This window comes from Nonomuraea sp. NPDC049646, from assembly GCF_044465525.1.
Classification (GTDB): Bacteria; Actinomycetota; Actinomycetes; order Streptosporangiales; family Streptosporangiaceae; genus Nonomuraea.
On sequence record NZ_JBITLU010000002.1, the window covers coordinates 374,238 to 389,463 of the forward strand.

General features: G+C 74.6%; 16 protein-coding genes. 11 read left to right on the top strand and 5 right to left on the bottom strand.

Annotation, left to right across the window (positions count from 1 at the left end; all coding sequences use genetic code 11):
* Positions 1-35: 35 nt before the first annotated feature.
* The 5 genes from ACIBQ8_RS06550 to ACIBQ8_RS06570 are packed head-to-tail and all read left to right on the top strand — an operon-like array spanning position 36 to position 4,053.
* Positions 36-2,075, top strand: a complete 2,040-nt coding sequence (locus ACIBQ8_RS06550) for a prolyl oligopeptidase family serine peptidase (protein WP_397191359.1) — start codon at positions 36-38, stop codon at positions 2,073-2,075.
* 32 nt (positions 2,076-2,107) lie between these two features.
* Positions 2,108-2,446, top strand: coding sequence for a metalloregulator ArsR/SmtB family transcription factor (locus tag ACIBQ8_RS06555; RefSeq protein ID WP_352330870.1), 339 nt, complete (start codon positions 2,108-2,110; stop codon positions 2,444-2,446).
* Positions 2,433-3,050: an SRPBCC family protein gene (locus ACIBQ8_RS06560; protein ID WP_397177881.1), complete on the top strand. Its 618-nt coding sequence runs from the start codon at positions 2,433-2,435 to the stop codon at positions 3,048-3,050. The genes ACIBQ8_RS06555 and ACIBQ8_RS06560 overlap by 14 nt, the downstream gene beginning before the upstream one ends.
* Positions 3,047-3,445 (top strand): VOC family protein, encoded by a 399-nt coding sequence (locus ACIBQ8_RS06565; RefSeq protein WP_397177882.1) that lies wholly within the window; start codon positions 3,047-3,049, stop codon positions 3,443-3,445. The genes ACIBQ8_RS06560 and ACIBQ8_RS06565 overlap by 4 nt, the downstream gene beginning before the upstream one ends.
* Complete coding sequence (locus ACIBQ8_RS06570) at positions 3,442-4,053, top strand: NAD(P)-dependent oxidoreductase (protein ID WP_397191631.1); 612 nt, start codon at positions 3,442-3,444, stop codon at positions 4,051-4,053. Before ACIBQ8_RS06565 ends, ACIBQ8_RS06570 begins: the two co-directional genes overlap by 4 nt.
* A 2-nt stretch (positions 4,054-4,055) precedes the next feature.
* On the opposite strand, the gene ACIBQ8_RS06575 is transcribed toward ACIBQ8_RS06570, so the two are convergent.
* Positions 4,056-4,646 carry a TetR/AcrR family transcriptional regulator gene (locus ACIBQ8_RS06575; RefSeq protein ID WP_397177883.1) on the bottom strand — a complete coding sequence of 197 codons (591 nt, stop codon included), beginning with the start codon at positions 4,644-4,646 and terminating at the stop codon, positions 4,056-4,058.
* Between the two features lie 50 nt (positions 4,647-4,696).
* On the opposite strand from ACIBQ8_RS06575, the gene ACIBQ8_RS06580 reads away from it, so the two are divergent.
* Positions 4,697-5,638, top strand: a complete 942-nt coding sequence (locus tag ACIBQ8_RS06580; protein WP_397191360.1) for a GNAT family N-acetyltransferase — start codon at positions 4,697-4,699, stop codon at positions 5,636-5,638.
* A gap of 8 nt (positions 5,639-5,646) precedes the next feature.
* On the opposite strand, the gene ACIBQ8_RS06585 is transcribed toward ACIBQ8_RS06580, so the two are convergent.
* Complete coding sequence (locus ACIBQ8_RS06585) at positions 5,647-6,144, bottom strand: FBP domain-containing protein (protein WP_397191361.1); 498 nt, start codon at positions 6,142-6,144, stop codon at positions 5,647-5,649.
* Between the two features lie 69 nt (positions 6,145-6,213).
* On the opposite strand from ACIBQ8_RS06585, the gene ACIBQ8_RS06590 reads away from it, so the two are divergent.
* The gene (locus ACIBQ8_RS06590; RefSeq protein WP_397177886.1) at positions 6,214-6,783 is read left to right on the top strand and encodes a TetR/AcrR family transcriptional regulator; all 570 of its coding nucleotides are present in this window, start codon (positions 6,214-6,216) and stop codon (positions 6,781-6,783) included.
* 8 nt (positions 6,784-6,791) lie between these two features.
* Here the strand turns inward: ACIBQ8_RS06590 and ACIBQ8_RS06595 are convergent, their stop codons facing one another.
* Positions 6,792-7,298: an RICIN domain-containing protein gene (locus tag ACIBQ8_RS06595; protein ID WP_397177887.1), complete on the bottom strand. Its 507-nt coding sequence runs from the start codon at positions 7,296-7,298 to the stop codon at positions 6,792-6,794.
* Between the two features lie 107 nt (positions 7,299-7,405).
* Between ACIBQ8_RS06595 and ACIBQ8_RS06600 the strand changes: the two genes are divergently transcribed.
* Positions 7,406-8,878 (top strand): pyridoxal phosphate-dependent decarboxylase family protein, encoded by a 1,473-nt coding sequence (locus ACIBQ8_RS06600; protein WP_397191362.1) that lies wholly within the window; start codon positions 7,406-7,408, stop codon positions 8,876-8,878.
* Between the two features lie 23 nt (positions 8,879-8,901).
* Here ACIBQ8_RS06600 and ACIBQ8_RS06605 read toward each other — a convergent pair whose 3' ends face one another.
* Both ACIBQ8_RS06605 and ACIBQ8_RS06610 read right to left on the bottom strand, forming a co-directional pair.
* On the bottom strand, positions 8,902-10,050 hold the full coding sequence (locus tag ACIBQ8_RS06605) for an SWIM zinc finger family protein (RefSeq protein ID WP_397191363.1): 1,149 nt from the start codon (positions 10,048-10,050) through the stop codon (positions 8,902-8,904).
* Positions 10,047-12,770 carry a DEAD/DEAH box helicase gene (locus ACIBQ8_RS06610; RefSeq protein WP_397177890.1) on the bottom strand — a complete coding sequence of 908 codons (2,724 nt, stop codon included), beginning with the start codon at positions 12,768-12,770 and terminating at the stop codon, positions 10,047-10,049. Before ACIBQ8_RS06610 ends, ACIBQ8_RS06605 begins: the two co-directional genes overlap by 4 nt.
* A gap of 102 nt (positions 12,771-12,872) precedes the next feature.
* On the opposite strand from ACIBQ8_RS06610, the gene ACIBQ8_RS06615 reads away from it, so the two are divergent.
* From ACIBQ8_RS06615 to ACIBQ8_RS06625, 3 genes are read left to right on the top strand one after another with little or no spacing between them, the layout of a single operon-like run.
* Complete coding sequence (locus ACIBQ8_RS06615; protein WP_397191364.1) at positions 12,873-13,490, top strand: DedA family protein; 618 nt, start codon at positions 12,873-12,875, stop codon at positions 13,488-13,490.
* Complete coding sequence (locus tag ACIBQ8_RS06620; protein ID WP_397177892.1) at positions 13,474-14,574, top strand: sensor histidine kinase; 1,101 nt, start codon at positions 13,474-13,476, stop codon at positions 14,572-14,574. Before ACIBQ8_RS06615 ends, ACIBQ8_RS06620 begins: the two co-directional genes overlap by 17 nt.
* Positions 14,565-15,209 (top strand): response regulator transcription factor, encoded by a 645-nt coding sequence (locus tag ACIBQ8_RS06625; protein ID WP_357976023.1) that lies wholly within the window; start codon positions 14,565-14,567, stop codon positions 15,207-15,209. Before ACIBQ8_RS06620 ends, ACIBQ8_RS06625 begins: the two co-directional genes overlap by 10 nt.
* The last annotated feature ends 17 nt before the right edge of the window (positions 15,210-15,226 follow it).

Sequence of the window (15,226 nt, forward strand, 5' to 3'; positions counted from 1 at the left end):
GCGCCGCCTCGACGGGCCGTGCCTATGATCGCGCCATGCCTCCCCTGACGCTTCCCCGCCAGCACGCCCGCACGGCTCGCTTCACCTACGGCGTCCCGCGGAACTTCACGATCTCCCCGGACGGCGCGCGGGTGATCTTCCTGCGGTCGTCCTCGGGCGAGGACCCGGTGCACCGGCTGTGGTCGTTCACCGTGGCGACGGGGGAGGAGCGCCTGCTGGCCGAGCCGGGCGCGCCCGTGCCCGGCGCGCGGCTGTCGGAGGCCGAGCGCGCCCGCCGGGAGCGCACCCGCGAGCACGCCTCCGGCATCGTCGCCTACGCCACCGACGCGGCCGTCACCAGGGCCGTCTACGCGGCCGACGGCGCGCTGCACACCGTCGACCTGCTGACCGGCGAGGTGACCGCGCTCGGCCTGACCGGCTCCGACCCGCGGCTGGACCCCACCGGCGAGCACGTCGCGTTCGTCTCCGGCGGCGCGCTGCACGTCGGGGAGCGGCCGCTGCTGGTTCCCGACGGCACCGACGTGACGTGGGGGCTGCCCGAGCACGTGGCGGGCGAGTCGATGGGCCGTCACCGCGGCTACTGGTGGGCGCCCGACGGCACCCGCCTGCTGGCCGCCCGGGTGGACAACGCCGCGGTGCAGAAGTGGTGCCTGGCCGAGCCGGCCGAGCCCGGCCGGCCGCCGCGGACGATGGCCTACCCGCCGGCCGGCACGGCCAACGCCGACGTGTCGTTGTGGCTGGTCACGCTGGAGGGCCGGCGCACCCGGGTGGTGTGGGACCGCGCGGCCTTCGAGTACGTGGCGGCGGTGTCGTGGACCGGCCAGGGCCTGCTGGTGCTGGTGCAGAGCCGTGACCAGCGCACCACCCGCGTCCTGGAGGTCGATCCGGCCACCGGGGCGACCACGACGGTCCGCGAGGACGCCGACGACGCCTGGCTGGAGCTGGTGCCCGGCGTGCCGTCGCGCACGGCCGCCGGCGAGCTGGTCTGGACGGTCGACCGCGACGACACCCGCCGCCTGATGGTGGGCCAGGACGTGGTGACCCCGCCCGGCCTGCAGGTGCTGGCGGTGCTGGCCGTCGACGGCGACACCGTGCTCCTCCACTGCTGCGAGGAGCCCACCGAACGGCACCTGTGCACCTGGTCCAGGGCCGAGGGCCTGGTCAGGGTGACCGCCGAGCCCGGCGTGCACACCGGCACGCGGGCGGGCGGTGCGACGGTCGTGGTGCGCCGCTCCCTGGAGGAGCACGGGGTGCGGGTGAGCGTGGGCGGCCGGACGATCGCCTCCCACGGCGCGGTCCCGGTGCTGCGGCCGCGGGTGGAGCTGGCCTCGCTGGGCAAGCGCGACCTGCGCACGGCGATCCTGTTCCCGTCCGGGCACGTGCCGGGGTCGGGGCGGTTGCCGGTGTTGCTGTCGCCGTACGCCGGGCCGATGGCGGCGCGGGTGCTGCGCGGCCTGGACGGCTTCGCGATCGAGCAGTGGTTCGCCGACCAGGGCTTCGCCGTGCTGGTGACCGACGGCCGGGGCACGCCGGGACGGGGGCCGGCCTGGGAGCGCGCGGTCCGGTTCGACAAGCTGAGCGCCGCGCTGGAGGACCAGGCCGACGCGCTGCAGGCCGCCGCCGCCCGCCATCCCGACCTGGACCTGGGCCGGGTGGCGATCCGCGGCTGGTCCTACGGCGGTTACCTGTCGGCGGCGGCGGTGCTGCGTCATCCCGACGTCTTCCACGTGGCCGTCGCGGGCGCCCCGGTGACCGATCCGCGCCTGTACGACACCCATTGGCAGGAGCGCTACCTGGGCCACCCCGACGAGCACCCCGAGGCCTACGACCGCTGCTCGCTGCTGGCCGACGCGCCCGGCCTGACCCGTCCGCTGATGCTGGTGCACGGCCTGGCCGACGACAACGTCTTCGCCGCCCACACGCTGCGCCTGTCGGCGGCGCTGCTGGCCGCGGGCCGTCCGCACACGGTGCTGCCGCTGAGCGGCGTGACGCACATGGCCCCCCAGGAGGACGTGGCCGAGAACCTGCTGCTGCTGGAGCTGGACTTCATCCGCCACCACCTGTCCCAGGTTTGACTTATATAAGCTCCGCCTGAAACACTGAGGTCGTGCACGCGTTCGACGTCCTCGGGGATCCGGTCCGCCGCCGGATCCTGGAGCTGCTGGCCGGCGGCGAGCAGAGCTCCGGCGAGGTCACCGCAGTCATCCAGCGAGAGTTCGGCGTCTCCCAGCCGGCGGTCTCCCAGCACCTGAAGGTGCTGCGCGACAACGGGTTCGCCAGCGTGCGGGCCGAGGGCACGCGACGGCTGTACGCCGTGGAGCCCGCGCCGCTGCGGGAGGTCGACCTCTGGCTCGACCGTTTCCGCGGCTTCTGGGACCAGCGCCTCGACGCGCTGGCCACCGAGCTGGCGCGGGGCAGAAGAAAGAAGCACGATGGACAGCCTTGACGAGATATCCCGGATCAGGCGCGAGCTGAAGGACGGCGAGCGCAAGTCCGTGACCCTGACCCGCCACTACGACGCGGAGGTGGCGGATGTCTGGGACGCCTGCACCGACCGTGAGCGCATAGCCCGCTGGTTCATGCCGGTCTCCGGCGACCTGCGGCTGGGGGGCACGTACCAGCTGGAGGGCAACGCGGGCGGGGAGATCCTGGCCTGCGAGCCGCCCTCCTACCTGCGGGTGAGCTGGCTGTTCGGGCCAGATCCCGGCTTCTCCGAGGTCGAGGTGCGCCTGTCGGCCGAGGGCGGGGGCACCATGTTCGAGCTGTGCCACACCGCCGAGGTGCCGCCGGAGATGTGGGGCCGGTTCGGGCCCGGGGCGGTCGGCGTGGGCTGGGACCTCGCGCTCCTGGGCCTGGGGCTGCATCTCTCGGGGCTGCCGATGCCCGACAAGACCGGTTTCGAGCTGACCGCCGACGGCCGCCGCTACATCACGGCCAGCAGCCGGGCCTGGGGCTCGGCCTTCGAGGAGGCCGGGGCGCCGCCCGAGGCCGCCGCCGCCGCGGTCGCCGCCACCACCGCCTTCTACCTGCCGACGGAGGACCAGTCATGAGCCAGAAGACCACCACGTTCCTGATGTTCCAGAACCGCGACGCCGAGGAGGCGATGAACTTCTACGTGTCGCTGTTCGAGGACTCCAAGGTGGTGGCCGTCTCCCACTACGGCCCGCAGGGGCCGGGGCCCGAGGGCACCGTCATGCACGCCACCTTCACCCTGGCCGGCCAGGAGTACATGTGCATCGACAGCAGTGAGCGGCACGCCTTCGGCTTCACCCCCTCGATGTCGATCTGGGTCGCGTGCGACACCGAGGAGGAGATCGACCGGCTCTACGCGGCGCTGGCGGAGGGCGGCCAGCCGCTGATGCCGATCGGCTCGTACGGCTTCAGCACCAGGTTCGGCTGGGTCAACGACCGGTTCGGCGTCTCCTGGCAGCTCAACCTGGCCTGAGGGCCGCGTGGACGGAGGTCGGACCGGCCTCCGTCCACGATGAGCGGAATTCCGCCGTCGTCCGCGACCCCGCCCGGTTGCCGGCCGGGCTGCGCGACCGGGTCGCGACCGTGACCGCCGGCCTGGCCGACCCGCGGGCCCTCGCCCCGGCGATCGAGGGCGGGGACGCCGTGCTGATCGCGCTCGGCCCGCGCGGGCGCGGCCCGACCACGGTGCACACCACCGCCATGCGCTCGATCCTCCAGGCGATGGCGGATGTCTCGGCCCGGCGGGTGCTGCTGGTCAGCGCCGCGGGCATGGTCGCCGACGCCGGCGACGGCCCGCTGACCCGGTACGTGCTCAAGCCCCTCGTCCTGCGGCCGCTGCTGAAGAACTCCTACGCCGACCTGGCCGAGTCCGAGCGCCTGCTGCGCGCCTCGGGGCTGGACTGGACGATCGTGCGCCCCTCCCGCCTGCTCGACGGCGGGCCCACCGGCCGCTACCGCACGGCCGTGGACCTCAACCTGCGCGGCGGCCGTTCCACCACCCGCGCCGACCTGGCCGCCTGCATGCTGGAGCTGGCCGGCGACCCGGCCTCGGCGGGGCACGTCGTCTCGGTGGCGACCTAGGGTCAGGCCGCGATCGAGGAGAGGAAGCCGTCGAGCAACGCGATCTGGACGTCCTCGGGGAAGCGGCCGGGGTCGAACAGCGCCTGGACGACGAGCCCGTGGGTGAACGCCACCGCGCCGGCCGCCAGCCGTTCGAGGTCGGCGTCCTCGGGCAGTTCGCCGAGGTCGCGGGCCGCCTCCAGGTGGGTGCGCAGCGCCGCGCGCAGCCGGGCGTAGCGGGCGGCCTGCCCGGCGCCGAGGTCGTCGTCGGCCAGGGCCAGGTCCCATGAGCTGACCCAGATGCGGTTGCGGGCGACGTCGGCCGGGCCCAGCGGCAGGATGTCGAGCAGCGCGGCTCTGAGCGCCGCCAGGCCGGCGGCCGGGGGCTCGCGGCGGGGACGGGCGGCCGTGCGCCGCTCCAGCAGGTCGAGCGCGTGCCCGACCAGGGCCCGCTTGGTGGGGAAGTAGTGCATGAGCAGGCCGGTCGACACGCCCATGGCGGCGGCGACGGCGCGCAGCGTCAGCCCGCCGAACCCCTTGCCGGCCAGCACCTGCCAGACCGCCTGCGAGACGTCCTCGCGGCGGGCTTCACGGTCTCCTGCGGCGGGTGGCATGCTGCTACCTTACATACCGAACGCTCGTTACGTACCTGGGGACGGTGTCCGTGTTCGCTCTTCCGCTCGGCGACGAGGCCGAGCTCCGCCCGCTGGAGCCCTGGCGGGCCCAGGAGTTCCTGGACCACATCGACCGGGCCCGCGCGTCGGTGGACCCGTGGATCCCGTGGGCCTCGCGCAGCACCGACCTGGCCTCGGCGACGGCCGTCCTGCAGCGCTACGCCGACGACCAGGCCGCCGACGGCGCCCGCATCTACGGGATCTGGCTGGCCGGCACGCTGGTCGGCGGGGTGATGTTCACCCGGTTCGAGGCGGTCTCGGGGGTGTGCGAGATCGGCTGCTGGCTGGAGCCGGCCGGTGAGGGCCGGGGGCTGGTGACCCGGGCGTGCCGGCTGCTGATCGACTGGGCCTTCGCCGAGCGCGGCATGGCGCGCGTGGAGTGGTGGGTCTCGCCGGGCAACACGCGCAGCGTCGAGGTCGCGCGCCGGCTCGGCATGACCCGCGACGGCGTGCTGCGCGAGCGGTTCCCGCACCGGGGCGAACGGCACGACAGCGAGGTCTGGTCGCTGCTGGCCGGCGACGCGCCCGCCTGCGGCGTCAAGGCCGAGCTCGACCGGTTGATGGCGGCCTTCCTGGACGCCTTCACCAACACCGGCGGGCGCCGGCCGGACGTCGGCGCCGTCCGGGAGCTGTTCGTCCCGCAGGCGGTGATCGTCAACAACACCGGGCCCGAGCCCGTGGTGCACGACCTGGACGGTTTCGTCGAGCCCCGGCAGCGCATGCTCACCGACGGGACGCTGACGGAGTTCTCCGAGTGGGAGGTGGCCGAGCGCACCGAGATCTTCGGCTCGGTCGCCCAGCGGTTCAGCGACTACCGCAAGTCCGGCGTCCGGGACGGTGTGCGGTTCGCGGGCGCGGGCCGCAAGACCACCCAGTTCGTCCGGACGCCCGCCGGGTGGCGGATGAGCTCGATGGCCTGGGACGACGAGTAGCGGGCGGGTCAGGCGGCCACCTTGTCCAGGAAGGCGCGCACGTTGGCGTGCGTGCGGGCGACCTTCTCGGCCGGCGTCAGCGACTCGTCCACGACGCCGGCGCCCGCGGCCTCCTTCTTGCCGCGCAGGTAGAGGGGGCAGGCCAGGTCGGCGCACAGGTACTGCCCGACGGTGTTGCCCTGGCGGCCGGGCTCGCCGGTGCGGCGGGCGGTCATCAGGGCGACGCCGCCGCTGGTGTGCGTGGTCAGGCAGAAGGAGCACATGCTGCGCGAGGTGAACGAGCGCGCGGCGCCGGAGGTGACCCGCAGGGCGACGCCGACCAGGGAGCCGTCGGTCTCGGCCACCAGGTAGGCGCGCTCGGGGGCGCCGGGATCCCGCCAGCCGAGGAAGTCGAGGTCGTCCCAGGGCAGGTCGGCCAGATCGCGGGGCAGGCCGGCGCGTTTGGCCTCGCCCTTGGAGCAGTTGATGAACGACGTGCGGATGTCGCTTTCTGTCAGGGGTCTCATGAGTGTGGAGGCTAGCTTTTCTTAACGGTAGTATGCAAATACTTAAAGGCTGTAAGAAGGGGTGCTGCCGTGGCCCGCGCCGGAGTGACCGTCGACCGCCTGACCAGGGCGGCCGCGGACCTGGCCGACGAGGTCGGCTTCCAGAACGTGACCGTCTCCGCGCTCGCCCGCGGCTTCGGCGTCAAGCCCGCGGCCCTGTACGCGCACGTCAAGGACATCCGGGAGCTGCGGGTCAGGGTCGCCGAGCTGGCCCTGGGCGAGATGGCCGACCGGGTCGCCGCCGCGCTGGCCGGCCGGTCGGGCAAGGAGGCGCTGGTGCCCTTCGCCGCGGCCTACCGCGGCTACGCCAAGGAGCACCCCGGCCGGTACGCCGCCACCCAGCTGGAGCTGGACTCCGAGTCGCTGGACGTCAGCGCGGGCCGCCGGCACGCCGAGCTGACGCGGGCCGTCCTGCGCGGCTACGACCTGTCCGAGCCCGACCAGACCGACGCGCTGCGCATGCTGAGCAGCATGCTGCACGGTTACGTGACCCTGGAGATGGCCGGCGGATTCCGCCGCCACCCCCGCGAGGTGGACGCCTCCTGGTCCAGGGCCATCGACGCCCTGGACGCCGTCCTCAGGAACTGGCCGCCGGCCTGAGCGCGGGCTCAGACCGCGGCCCAGAGCTGGGCCTTGTTGGTCAGCCCCGGCGAGCAGGGGAAGATCTTGACGAAGGTGTCCAGGGTGTCCAGGCAGCTTCCCGGCGCCAGGGACGAGCGGATCTGGTTGAACCCCGCCCCCTTGACGAACGGCACCCCGCCCAGCGTGAACCAGCGGACGGCGGGGTCGGCGTCGCCGCAGGCCCGTTCCACCACCTGCGCGCCGAAGCCGGCCGACTCTGCCGCCACGCAGAACCGGGTCAGGGGGTTGCGCAGCATGAACGAGTCGCTCGCCAGCGGGACGATCTCCCACCGCTGCTCGTTGACGTCGTGGCAGGTGAAGCGCTGCAAGCGGGCGCCGGGGACGAAGATGTCGTCCTCGGTCCGGATGTCGAGGCATTTGCCCTGCTCGGCCTCCTTGACGTGGACGGGGGTGGCGGCGTGCGCGGCGGCGGGGACGAGGCCGAGGGCCAGCGTCACGCCCAGGGCGGACACGATCCGGCGCAGGTGTCGCATGCGGGTCTCCTTGTGGTCGGCGGGGTGTCTGTCTTCAGGGGCGTTCCATGGCGTTCCATCGCGGTGTCCCGCTGGCCGTGGCGTCGCCGGTGCCGCACAGTGGCCGGATGAGCGATGCGACGAAGGGCCAGGCCCTGTCCGGCGGCGTGGGCGGGGCGGCCGCGCTGGAGCCGCTGCTGCGTGAGGTGCTGGCCGCCCTGGCCGAGGGCGCGCGGCGGCGTGGCGGCCCGCTGCTCGCCGGCACGCCCCAGGAGCTGGCCGCCGAGGTGGCGCGGGCGTTCGCGGCGGAGGGCGGGCGGCTGGGGGCGCTGACCGAGCTGCTGGCCTACGGGAGCGCCGATCCGGCCGATCCGTTCTGCGCGGCGCACCTGCACTGTCCGCCGCTGGCGGTGGCGGTGGCGGCCGATCTGGCGGTCTCGGCGCTCAACCCGTCGCTGGACTCCTGGGACCAGGCGCCGGCCGCGACCGCGCTGGAGACGTCGCTGCTGGCCGAGCTGGCCGGGCTGGTGGGGTTCGGGCCGGCCGCGGCCGGCGTGCTGACCTCGGGCGGCACCGAGTCCAACCTGATGGGACTGATGCTGGCCAGGGACCTGGCGGTGGGCCGGTCGGCGGGCGTCCGGGCCGAGCTGTCGGGGCTGCCGGGCGGGGGGCCGCGGCTGCGGATCTTCGCCTCCGAGGCCGCGCACTTCTCCACCCGGCGGGCCGCGGCGCTGCTGGGGCTGGGTGAGGACGCGGTCGTCGCCGTCCCGGTCGACCGGGAGCTGCGGATGGAGGCCGCAGCGCTGGCCGGGGCGCTGCGGGCGAGCGCCGGGCGTGGCGAGCTGCCGGTGGCGGTGGTGGCCACGGCGGGCACCACGGACACCGGGGCGATCGACCCGTTGCGCGCGTGCGCGTCGCTGGCCGCCGAGCACGGCGCCTGGCTGCACGTCGATGCCGCCTACGGCGGCGGCGCGCTGCTGTCGGACCGGCTGGCCCCGCTCCTGGACGGTCTGGCGCTGGCCGACTCGGTGTCGCTGGACTGGCACAAGCTCGGCTGGCAGCCGGCCGCGGCCGGGGTGTTCCTGGTGCGCCGGGCCGAGACGTACGCCTCGCTGGCCCGGCGGGCGGCCTACCTCAACCCGGCCGACGACGAGGAGGCCGGTTACCCGAGCCTGCTGGGGTTGTCGCTGCGCACCACGCGGCGGGCCGACGCGTTCAAGATCGCGGTGACGCTGCGCACGCTGGGCCGGGCGGGGCTGGGCCGTCTGGTGGACGCCTGTCACGACGTGGCCCGGCACGGCGCGGCGGCGGTGCGCGCCCACCGGCGGCTGGAGCTGCATGCCGATCCGGTGCTGACCGCGTTCCTGTTCCGGTACGTGCCCGACGATCCGGCGCGCTCGGACGAGGTGAACGCGGGGCTGCGGCGCAGGCTGCTGCGCCAGGGCAGGGCGGTGGTGGGCCGGACCGAGCTGCCGGGGACGGGGCCGGGCCGGGTCCGGCTCAAGCTCACCCTGCTCAACCCGCACGCCACGCCCGGCGACCTCGACCGGCTGCTGTCCATGGTCGCCGCGGCGGGCGAGGCCGAGGAGCGCGGCCTCTGAGCCCTTCCCCGCGCCTTCCCGGGTCAGGCGAGAAGGGTGGACGGGTCGCGTTCCGGCGGCCCGGCCGGCCACCAGTGGCCGTCGTGCTGGGTGAAGGGGTACCAGCGGCCGTCGCGGCCGTAGCGGACCTGGCGGGGGCCGAGGGTCCAGCGGTTGCGCCAGGTCTCCAGGCGGGGCGGCGGGTCGCCGTCCCAGCCGGACTCCAACAGCGCCTGGGCTCTGGCCAGCTCCTGGCGGGCCGGGGTCCAGGGGGTCTCCAGCGCGTCGAGCCCGGGGGCGCCGCCGTACCGCCAGGCCTGGACGGCGGCGTCCAGGCCGAGGTCGAGGTCGTGCTCGGCGGCCAGGCGGACGCGGTCCTGGTACTCGGTCAGCGGTTCCAGGCGGCCGTGCAGCAGGATCTGGCGGGCGCGGGCGGCGGCGGAGGCGGCCAGCACGGCCAGGGCGGCCACGTCCACGCCGGGGGCGGGGTCGAGCGTGAGGGGGGTGAAGGCGGTCTCCCGCGGGGGCGGTTCGGGCAGCGGCGGCTCGCCGAGCGCGAACGCCTGCGCGGCGGGCACCCCGCCGCGGGCGTCCTGCTCGGTGGTTCCGCCGTCGGGCGCGCGGGCGGGGGCCGGGACGGGCACGTCGCGGTTCTGCAGGGCCTCGATCAGCTCCTGCTCGCCGCGTCCGCGCAGCAGCAGCAGGACGAACGGGTCGCCGTCCAGCAGCCAGGACGCCTGATAGCACAGGGCGGCGGCGTGCTTGCAGGGGTGTCCCCAGTCGGGGCAGGAGCATTCGGGCTCCAGGTCGCCGACGGTGGGCAGCAGCGGCACCGCGGCGTCCTCGGCGGCCTCGACCAGGTCGTGCGGGACGTCGCGGTCGAGCAGGGCGGCGATGTGCCCGGCCTTGGCGGCGACCTGGTCGAGGAAGCGTCCCCAGGCGGCGTCGGTGAGCTGTTCGACGCGGACGACGGTGTCGTACTCGTGCTCGGTGACGGCGGCGAGCCGGCCGGGGCTGACGGTGATCGGGCCGACCTGGCCGGTCTTGGCGTAGGCGCGGCCCTTGCGCAGCAGGGTCTGGTCGAGCGAGGTGTCCTCCAGGGCCTTGATCCACGCCTGGCCCCACCAGGTGGTGGCGAAGCGGGCGCCGGCGCGTTGCGGGGGGAAGGCGGCGAATCCGCGTACGGCGGTCATCTGAGCTCCACGAGTGCGGCGAGTTCGGCGTCGGTCAGCTCGGTGAAGGCGGCCTCGCCGGAGGCCAGGACGGCGTCGGCGAGCGAGCGCTTGGCGGCGAGCATGGCGGCGATGCGGTCCTCGATCGTGCCTTCGGCGATGAGACGGTGCACCTGGACGGGCCTGGTCTGGCCGATGCGGTAGGCGCGGTCGGTGGCCTGGTCCTCCACGGCGGGGTTCCACCAGCGGTCGTAGTGGATGACGTGGTCGGCGCGGGTGAGGTTCAGGCCGGTGCCGGCGGCCTTGAGGGAGAGCAGGAAGACGGGGACGTGGCCGTCCTGGAAGTGGGCGACCATCTCCTCGCGGCGGGCGACCGGGGTGCCGCCGTGCAGGAGCCGGGTGGCGACGCCGCGGCCGGACAGGTGGCGTTCCAGGAGCCTGGCCATGGCGACGTACTGGGTGAACACCAGCACGGCGCCGTCCTCGGCGACGATCGTGTCGACGAGCTCGTCGAGCAGTTCCAGCTTGCCCGACCGGCCGGTCAGGCGGGGGGACGATTCGTGCAGGTAGTGGGCGGGGTGGTTGCAGATCTGTTTGAGCCCGGTCAGCAGTTTGACGATCAGGCCGCGCCGGGCCATGCCCTTGGCGTTCTCGATCTGGGTCATGCTCTCGCGGACGACGGCCTCGTACAGCGCGGCCTGTTCGGTGGTGAGGGGGACGGGCCGGTCGGTCTCGGTCTTGGGCGGCAGTTCGGGGGCGATGCCGGGGTCGCTCTTGCGGCGGCGCAGCAGGAACGGCCCGACGAGCCGAGCCAGCCGGGCGGCGGTGTCGGTGTCGCCGGACTCGACCGGTTTGGCCCAGCGGGCCCTGAAGCGGGTCAGCGGGCCGAGCAGTCCGGGGGTGGTCCAGTCGAGGATGGCCCACAGTTCGGACAGGTTGTTCTCCACGGGGGTGCCGGTGAGGGCGACGCGGGCGCCGGCGGGGATCTCGCGCAGCGCCTTGGCCGTGCCGGAGGCGGGGTTCTTGACGTGCTGGGCCTCGTCGGCGACCAGCAGCCCCCAGGGGTGGGCGCCCAGGGTGGCCGCGTCCAGGCGCATGGTGCCGTACGTGGTGAGCACGAACCCGTCGTCGGCCAGGGTGCGGGCGGCGCCGTGGTAGCGGCGGACCGGGACGCCGGGCGCGAACCTGGTGATCTCGCGTTCCCAGTTGCCCAGCAGCGAGGCGGGGCAGACCACGAGGGTCGGGCCGGTGCCGGCGCGGTGCAGGTGGAGCGCGATCAGGGTGATGGTCTTGCCCAGGCCCATGTCGTCGGCCAGGCAGCCGCCGAGGCCGAGCGAGGTCATCCTGGCCAGCCAGCGCAGCCCTTGGAGCTGGTAGTCGCGCAGGGTGGCGGCCAGGCCGGGCGGCGGCGGCACGGGTTCGGGGTCGGTGAGCCGGTCGCGCAGGTCGGCGAGCCAGGCGGTGGGTTCGACGGCGATCTGTTCGGGTTCGTCCCCGCCGTCGATCTCGACCGTGCCGGTCAGGGCCGCGCCGAGCGCCTGCAGGCCGGTCAGCGGCTTGAGGTCGCGCTGGCGGGCCTTGCGGGCCAGCGCGGGGTCGATGAGCACCCACTGGTCGCGCAGCCGTACGACGGGCCGGTGGGACTCGGCCAGCAGGTCCATCTCGGCGGCGGTCAGCGGGGAGCCGCCGAGCGCCAGCCGCCAGTTGAAGCTGGTCAGGTGGTGGCCGCCGAGGAAGGAGGGCAGGTCGGAGGGCGCGCTGTCGCGTTCGCCGACGACGGCCTGGGCGCTCAGGCCGCGGACCAGGGAGCGCGGCCAGTGGACCTCGACGCCGGCGGCGGCCAGCCGGTCGGCCGCGCCGGTCAGCAGGTCCGCCACGTCGCCGTCGGTGAGGGCGAGCTCGTCGGGCACGGCGTGCTCCAGCAGCCGTTCCAGGCGGGGCCAGGAGCGGGCGGCGCGGCGCAGGGCGAGGGTGACCTCGATCCTGGCGCGGAGGCCGAACCCGGGGTCGCGGCCCTGCCACAGGTCGGCGGCGTCCACGACGAGCGAGGGGTCGGCCAGGCCGTGCACCTGGACGACGGCCCGGAACTCGGCCTGGGCCAGGTCGTCGGCCTCCAGCCGGAGCGAGAGCCGTACGCCGGAGTCGAGCCCCGCCGAGACCTCCTCGGCCCAGGGGCGCAGGTGGGGCACCTTGACCGGCTTGACGGCGGCGAAGGCGGTGGCGCCGGTGGCGCGGACGGCTCCGGGCGAGCGCGGCATGGCGTCGGCCACGGCGTCGAGGAAGGCGCGGACGAGCGGCTCGGCGTCGGGCAGCAGCAGCTCGCCCACGGGGATGGCGCGGGCGGCGGCGGGCATGGCCGCGGCCAGCTCGCGCACGCGGCGGGCGTCGGCGGCGTCGAGGGGGCCGGCGCGCCAGGAGTCGTGGCCGTCGGGCGAGACGGCGGGCAGGATGCGGCCGCGGGTGACGAGCTGGAGGGCGACCAGCGCGACGGCGCCCCAGAAGCGGGTGGCCGGGTGGGCGGCGGCGTCGGCGCGGGCCCTGGCCAGCACGGCGACGGCGTCGGCGACGGGGATCTCGGTGACGGCGCGCTCGCGTGCGCGGGGGCGGCCGTCGTCGCCTGGTTCGATCACCGTGGCCGTGGCCTCGCCCTGGTCGTCAAGGAAGACCAGGTGGCCGGACCTGGGGGGATCGCCGGGGCGGAAGATCGCTGGGTGTTGCGCCAGATCCGGGAGAGCACTCATAGGCCGTACAGTGTACGGTACATCGGGGGTGTGGTTTACCACAGAGCACCTCGGCCGTCCGCCTCATTACCGCCATAACGGATCATTCGTAGCCTGGGGGACATGACGGATTGGTTGATTGCGTTGATGGAGAACCTCGGCGCCTTCGGGGCCGGGCTGGCGATCATGCTGGAGAACCTGTTCCCGCCGCTGCCCAGCGAGGTGATCCTGCCCCTGTCCGGCTTCACCGCCAGCCAGGGCGAACTGGACCTGCTCGACGTGCTGGTGTGCACGACGCTCGGCTCGGTGGTCGGGGCGCTGGCCCTGTACGGGGTGGGCGCGCTGCTCGGCCGCGACCGCACGCTGGCCATCGCCGCCAAGCTGCCGCTGGTCAAGGTGACCGACATCGAGAAGACCGAGGCGTGGTTCCTGCGGCACGGCCGCAAGACCGTGTTCTTCGGCCGGATGATCCCCATCTTCCGCAGCCTGATCTCCGTGCCGGCGGGCGTGGAGCGCATGCCGCTGGTGACGTTCACCCTGCTCACGACGGCCGGCAGCGCCATCTGGAACACCATCTTCGTGCTTGCGGGATACTTTCTCGGCGAGAACTGGTCGCTGGTCGAGGCGTACGTGGGGATCGGCACCTACGTGGTGATCGGCCTGGTGGTGCTGGCGATCGCGGTCTTCGTCGCGGTACGGCTGACGGAACGGCGTAAGGGAAGGCATGCGAACCGCCGCTGAAGGGCTCAAGGTGCTGGGCGCAGTCGTCCTGGGCGGGTTGACCGCCCTCGCCGGCGCGCTGTTCCTGCTGCTCACGCTGCCCTTCCCGGGGCGGCCGCGGGTGCGGGCGCTGGCGGCGGGGCTGGCCGCCTTCGAGGCGCGCCGGCTGCGCCTGGACACCGCCGCGCTCGACGCGCTGTCCGGCTGGGACACCCGGCCGGCGCGCTACCTGGCCGCCAGGATCCCGGCCGGGGTGCTGGGCGGGCTGGTGGTGGCGCTGCTGGTCCTCGGCGCGCGCACCGCGGTCCTGCTGCTGGGGGCCTGGGTCCGCGGCGAGCCGTACGACGGGATGACGCCGACCCCGCCGCTGGTGCTGTACTTCCTGGTGGGCGGCTGCGTGCTGCTGTTCATCGCCGTGTCGGGGCTGGTGGGGGTGCACGCGCTGGAGCGCCGGCTGGCCGGGCGGCTGCTGGGGCCCGACCGTACCGAGGCGCTGGAGCGCCGGATCGCCGAGCTGGCCGAGAGCCGGGCCGGGATCGTGGCCGCGGTCGACTCCGAGCGCCGCCGGATCGAGCGTGACCTGCACGACGGGCTGCAGCAGCGCCTGGTGGCGCTGTCGATGCTCATCGGGCGGTCCCGGCGGGGGCGTCCTGAGCTGCTGGAGCAGGCGCACGAGCAGGCCCAGCAGGCGCTGGCCGAGCTGCGCGAGGTGGCCTGGCGGGTCTACCCGAGCGGGCTGGACTCCCTCGGGCTGGGCGAGGCGCTGGCCGGGGTGGCCGAACGCGCGGGCGTGCCGGTCAAGGTGACGTGCGACCTGCCGGGCCGGCCGCCGATGGCGGTGGAGACGGCGGCGTACTTCGTGGTGAGCGAGGCGGTGACCAACGCCGCCAAGCACGCGGCTGCCACACTGGTGACGGTCGAGGTCGGACAGGAGGACGACAGGGTGCTCGTACGGGTGAGCGACGACGGCACGGGCGGCGCGCGCCCCTCGGGAGGCGGCCTGTCCGGGCTGGCCCGGCGGGTGGCGGCGCTGGACGGCGCGTTCGAGGTGGTCAGCCCGCCCGGCGGCCCGACGACGGTGGCGGCGGTGCTGCCGTGCGGGTGATCCTGGCCGAGGACTCCACGCTGCTGCGCGAGGGCCTGGTACGCCTGCTGGGCGAGGAGGGCCACGAGGTGCCGGCCGCCGTGAGCGACGGCGAGGCCCTGGTGGCGGCGGTGGCCGAGCACGCCCCCGACGTCGTGGTGGTGGACGTGCGCATGCCGCCCACCCACACCGACGAGGGGCTGCGGGCGGCGCTGGAGATCCGGCGGCGCTGGCCGCGCGTCAAGGTGCTGGTGCTGTCGCAGTACGTGGAGAAGCGGTACGCCACCGAGCTGATGAGCGCCGACGTCGAGGGCGTGGGCTATCTGCTGAAGGACCGCGTGGCGCAGGTCGGCGACTTCCTGGACGCGCTGGAGCGGGTGGCGGCGGGCGGGGCGGCCTTCGACCCGGAGGTGGTGCGGCAGTTGCTGGCCCGTACCACGCAGGTCGATCCGCTGGCCCGGCTGACCGCGCGCGAGCGGGAGGTGCTGGAGCGCATGGCCCAGGGCATGACCAACGCCTCGATCGCCGGGCAGCTGCACGTGTCGCAGAGCGCGGTGGAGAAGCACGTCAACTCGCTGTTCGACAAGCTGGGCCTGTCGCACGCCAGCGGGTACAGCCGCCGGGTGCTGGCCGTCCTGCACTTCCTGAAGTCCTGAGGCGGGCTTCGCGCGGC

Bases quoted from the DNA above. Each gene is read 5' to 3' on its own strand.
- ACIBQ8_RS06585 (WP_397191361.1), bottom strand. From the start codon at position 6,144: ATGAGACCCCTGACAGAAAGCGACATCCGCACGTCGTTCATCAACTGC.
- ACIBQ8_RS06615 (WP_397191364.1), top strand. From the start codon at position 12,873: ATGACGGATTGGTTGATTGCGTTGATGGAGAACCTCGGCGCCTTCGGG.
- ACIBQ8_RS06595 (WP_397177887.1), bottom strand. From the start codon at position 7,298: ATGCGACACCTGCGCCGGATCGTGTCCGCCCTGGGCGTGACGCTGGCC.
- ACIBQ8_RS06605 (WP_397191363.1), bottom strand. From the start codon at position 10,050: ATGACCGCCGTACGCGGATTCGCCGCCTTCCCCCCGCAACGCGCCGGC.
- ACIBQ8_RS06560 (WP_397177881.1), top strand. From the start codon at position 2,433: ATGGACAGCCTTGACGAGATATCCCGGATCAGGCGCGAGCTGAAGGAC.
- ACIBQ8_RS06565 (WP_397177882.1), top strand. From the start codon at position 3,047: ATGAGCCAGAAGACCACCACGTTCCTGATGTTCCAGAACCGCGACGCC.
- ACIBQ8_RS06620 (WP_397177892.1), top strand. From the start codon at position 13,474: ATGCGAACCGCCGCTGAAGGGCTCAAGGTGCTGGGCGCAGTCGTCCTG.
- ACIBQ8_RS06600 (WP_397191362.1), top strand. From the start codon at position 7,406: ATGAGCGATGCGACGAAGGGCCAGGCCCTGTCCGGCGGCGTGGGCGGG.
- ACIBQ8_RS06575 (WP_397177883.1), bottom strand. From the start codon at position 4,646: ATGCCACCCGCCGCAGGAGACCGTGAAGCCCGCCGCGAGGACGTCTCG.
- ACIBQ8_RS06610 (WP_397177890.1), bottom strand. From the start codon at position 12,770: ATGAGTGCTCTCCCGGATCTGGCGCAACACCCAGCGATCTTCCGCCCC.
- ACIBQ8_RS06550 (WP_397191359.1), top strand. From the start codon at position 36: ATGCCTCCCCTGACGCTTCCCCGCCAGCACGCCCGCACGGCTCGCTTC.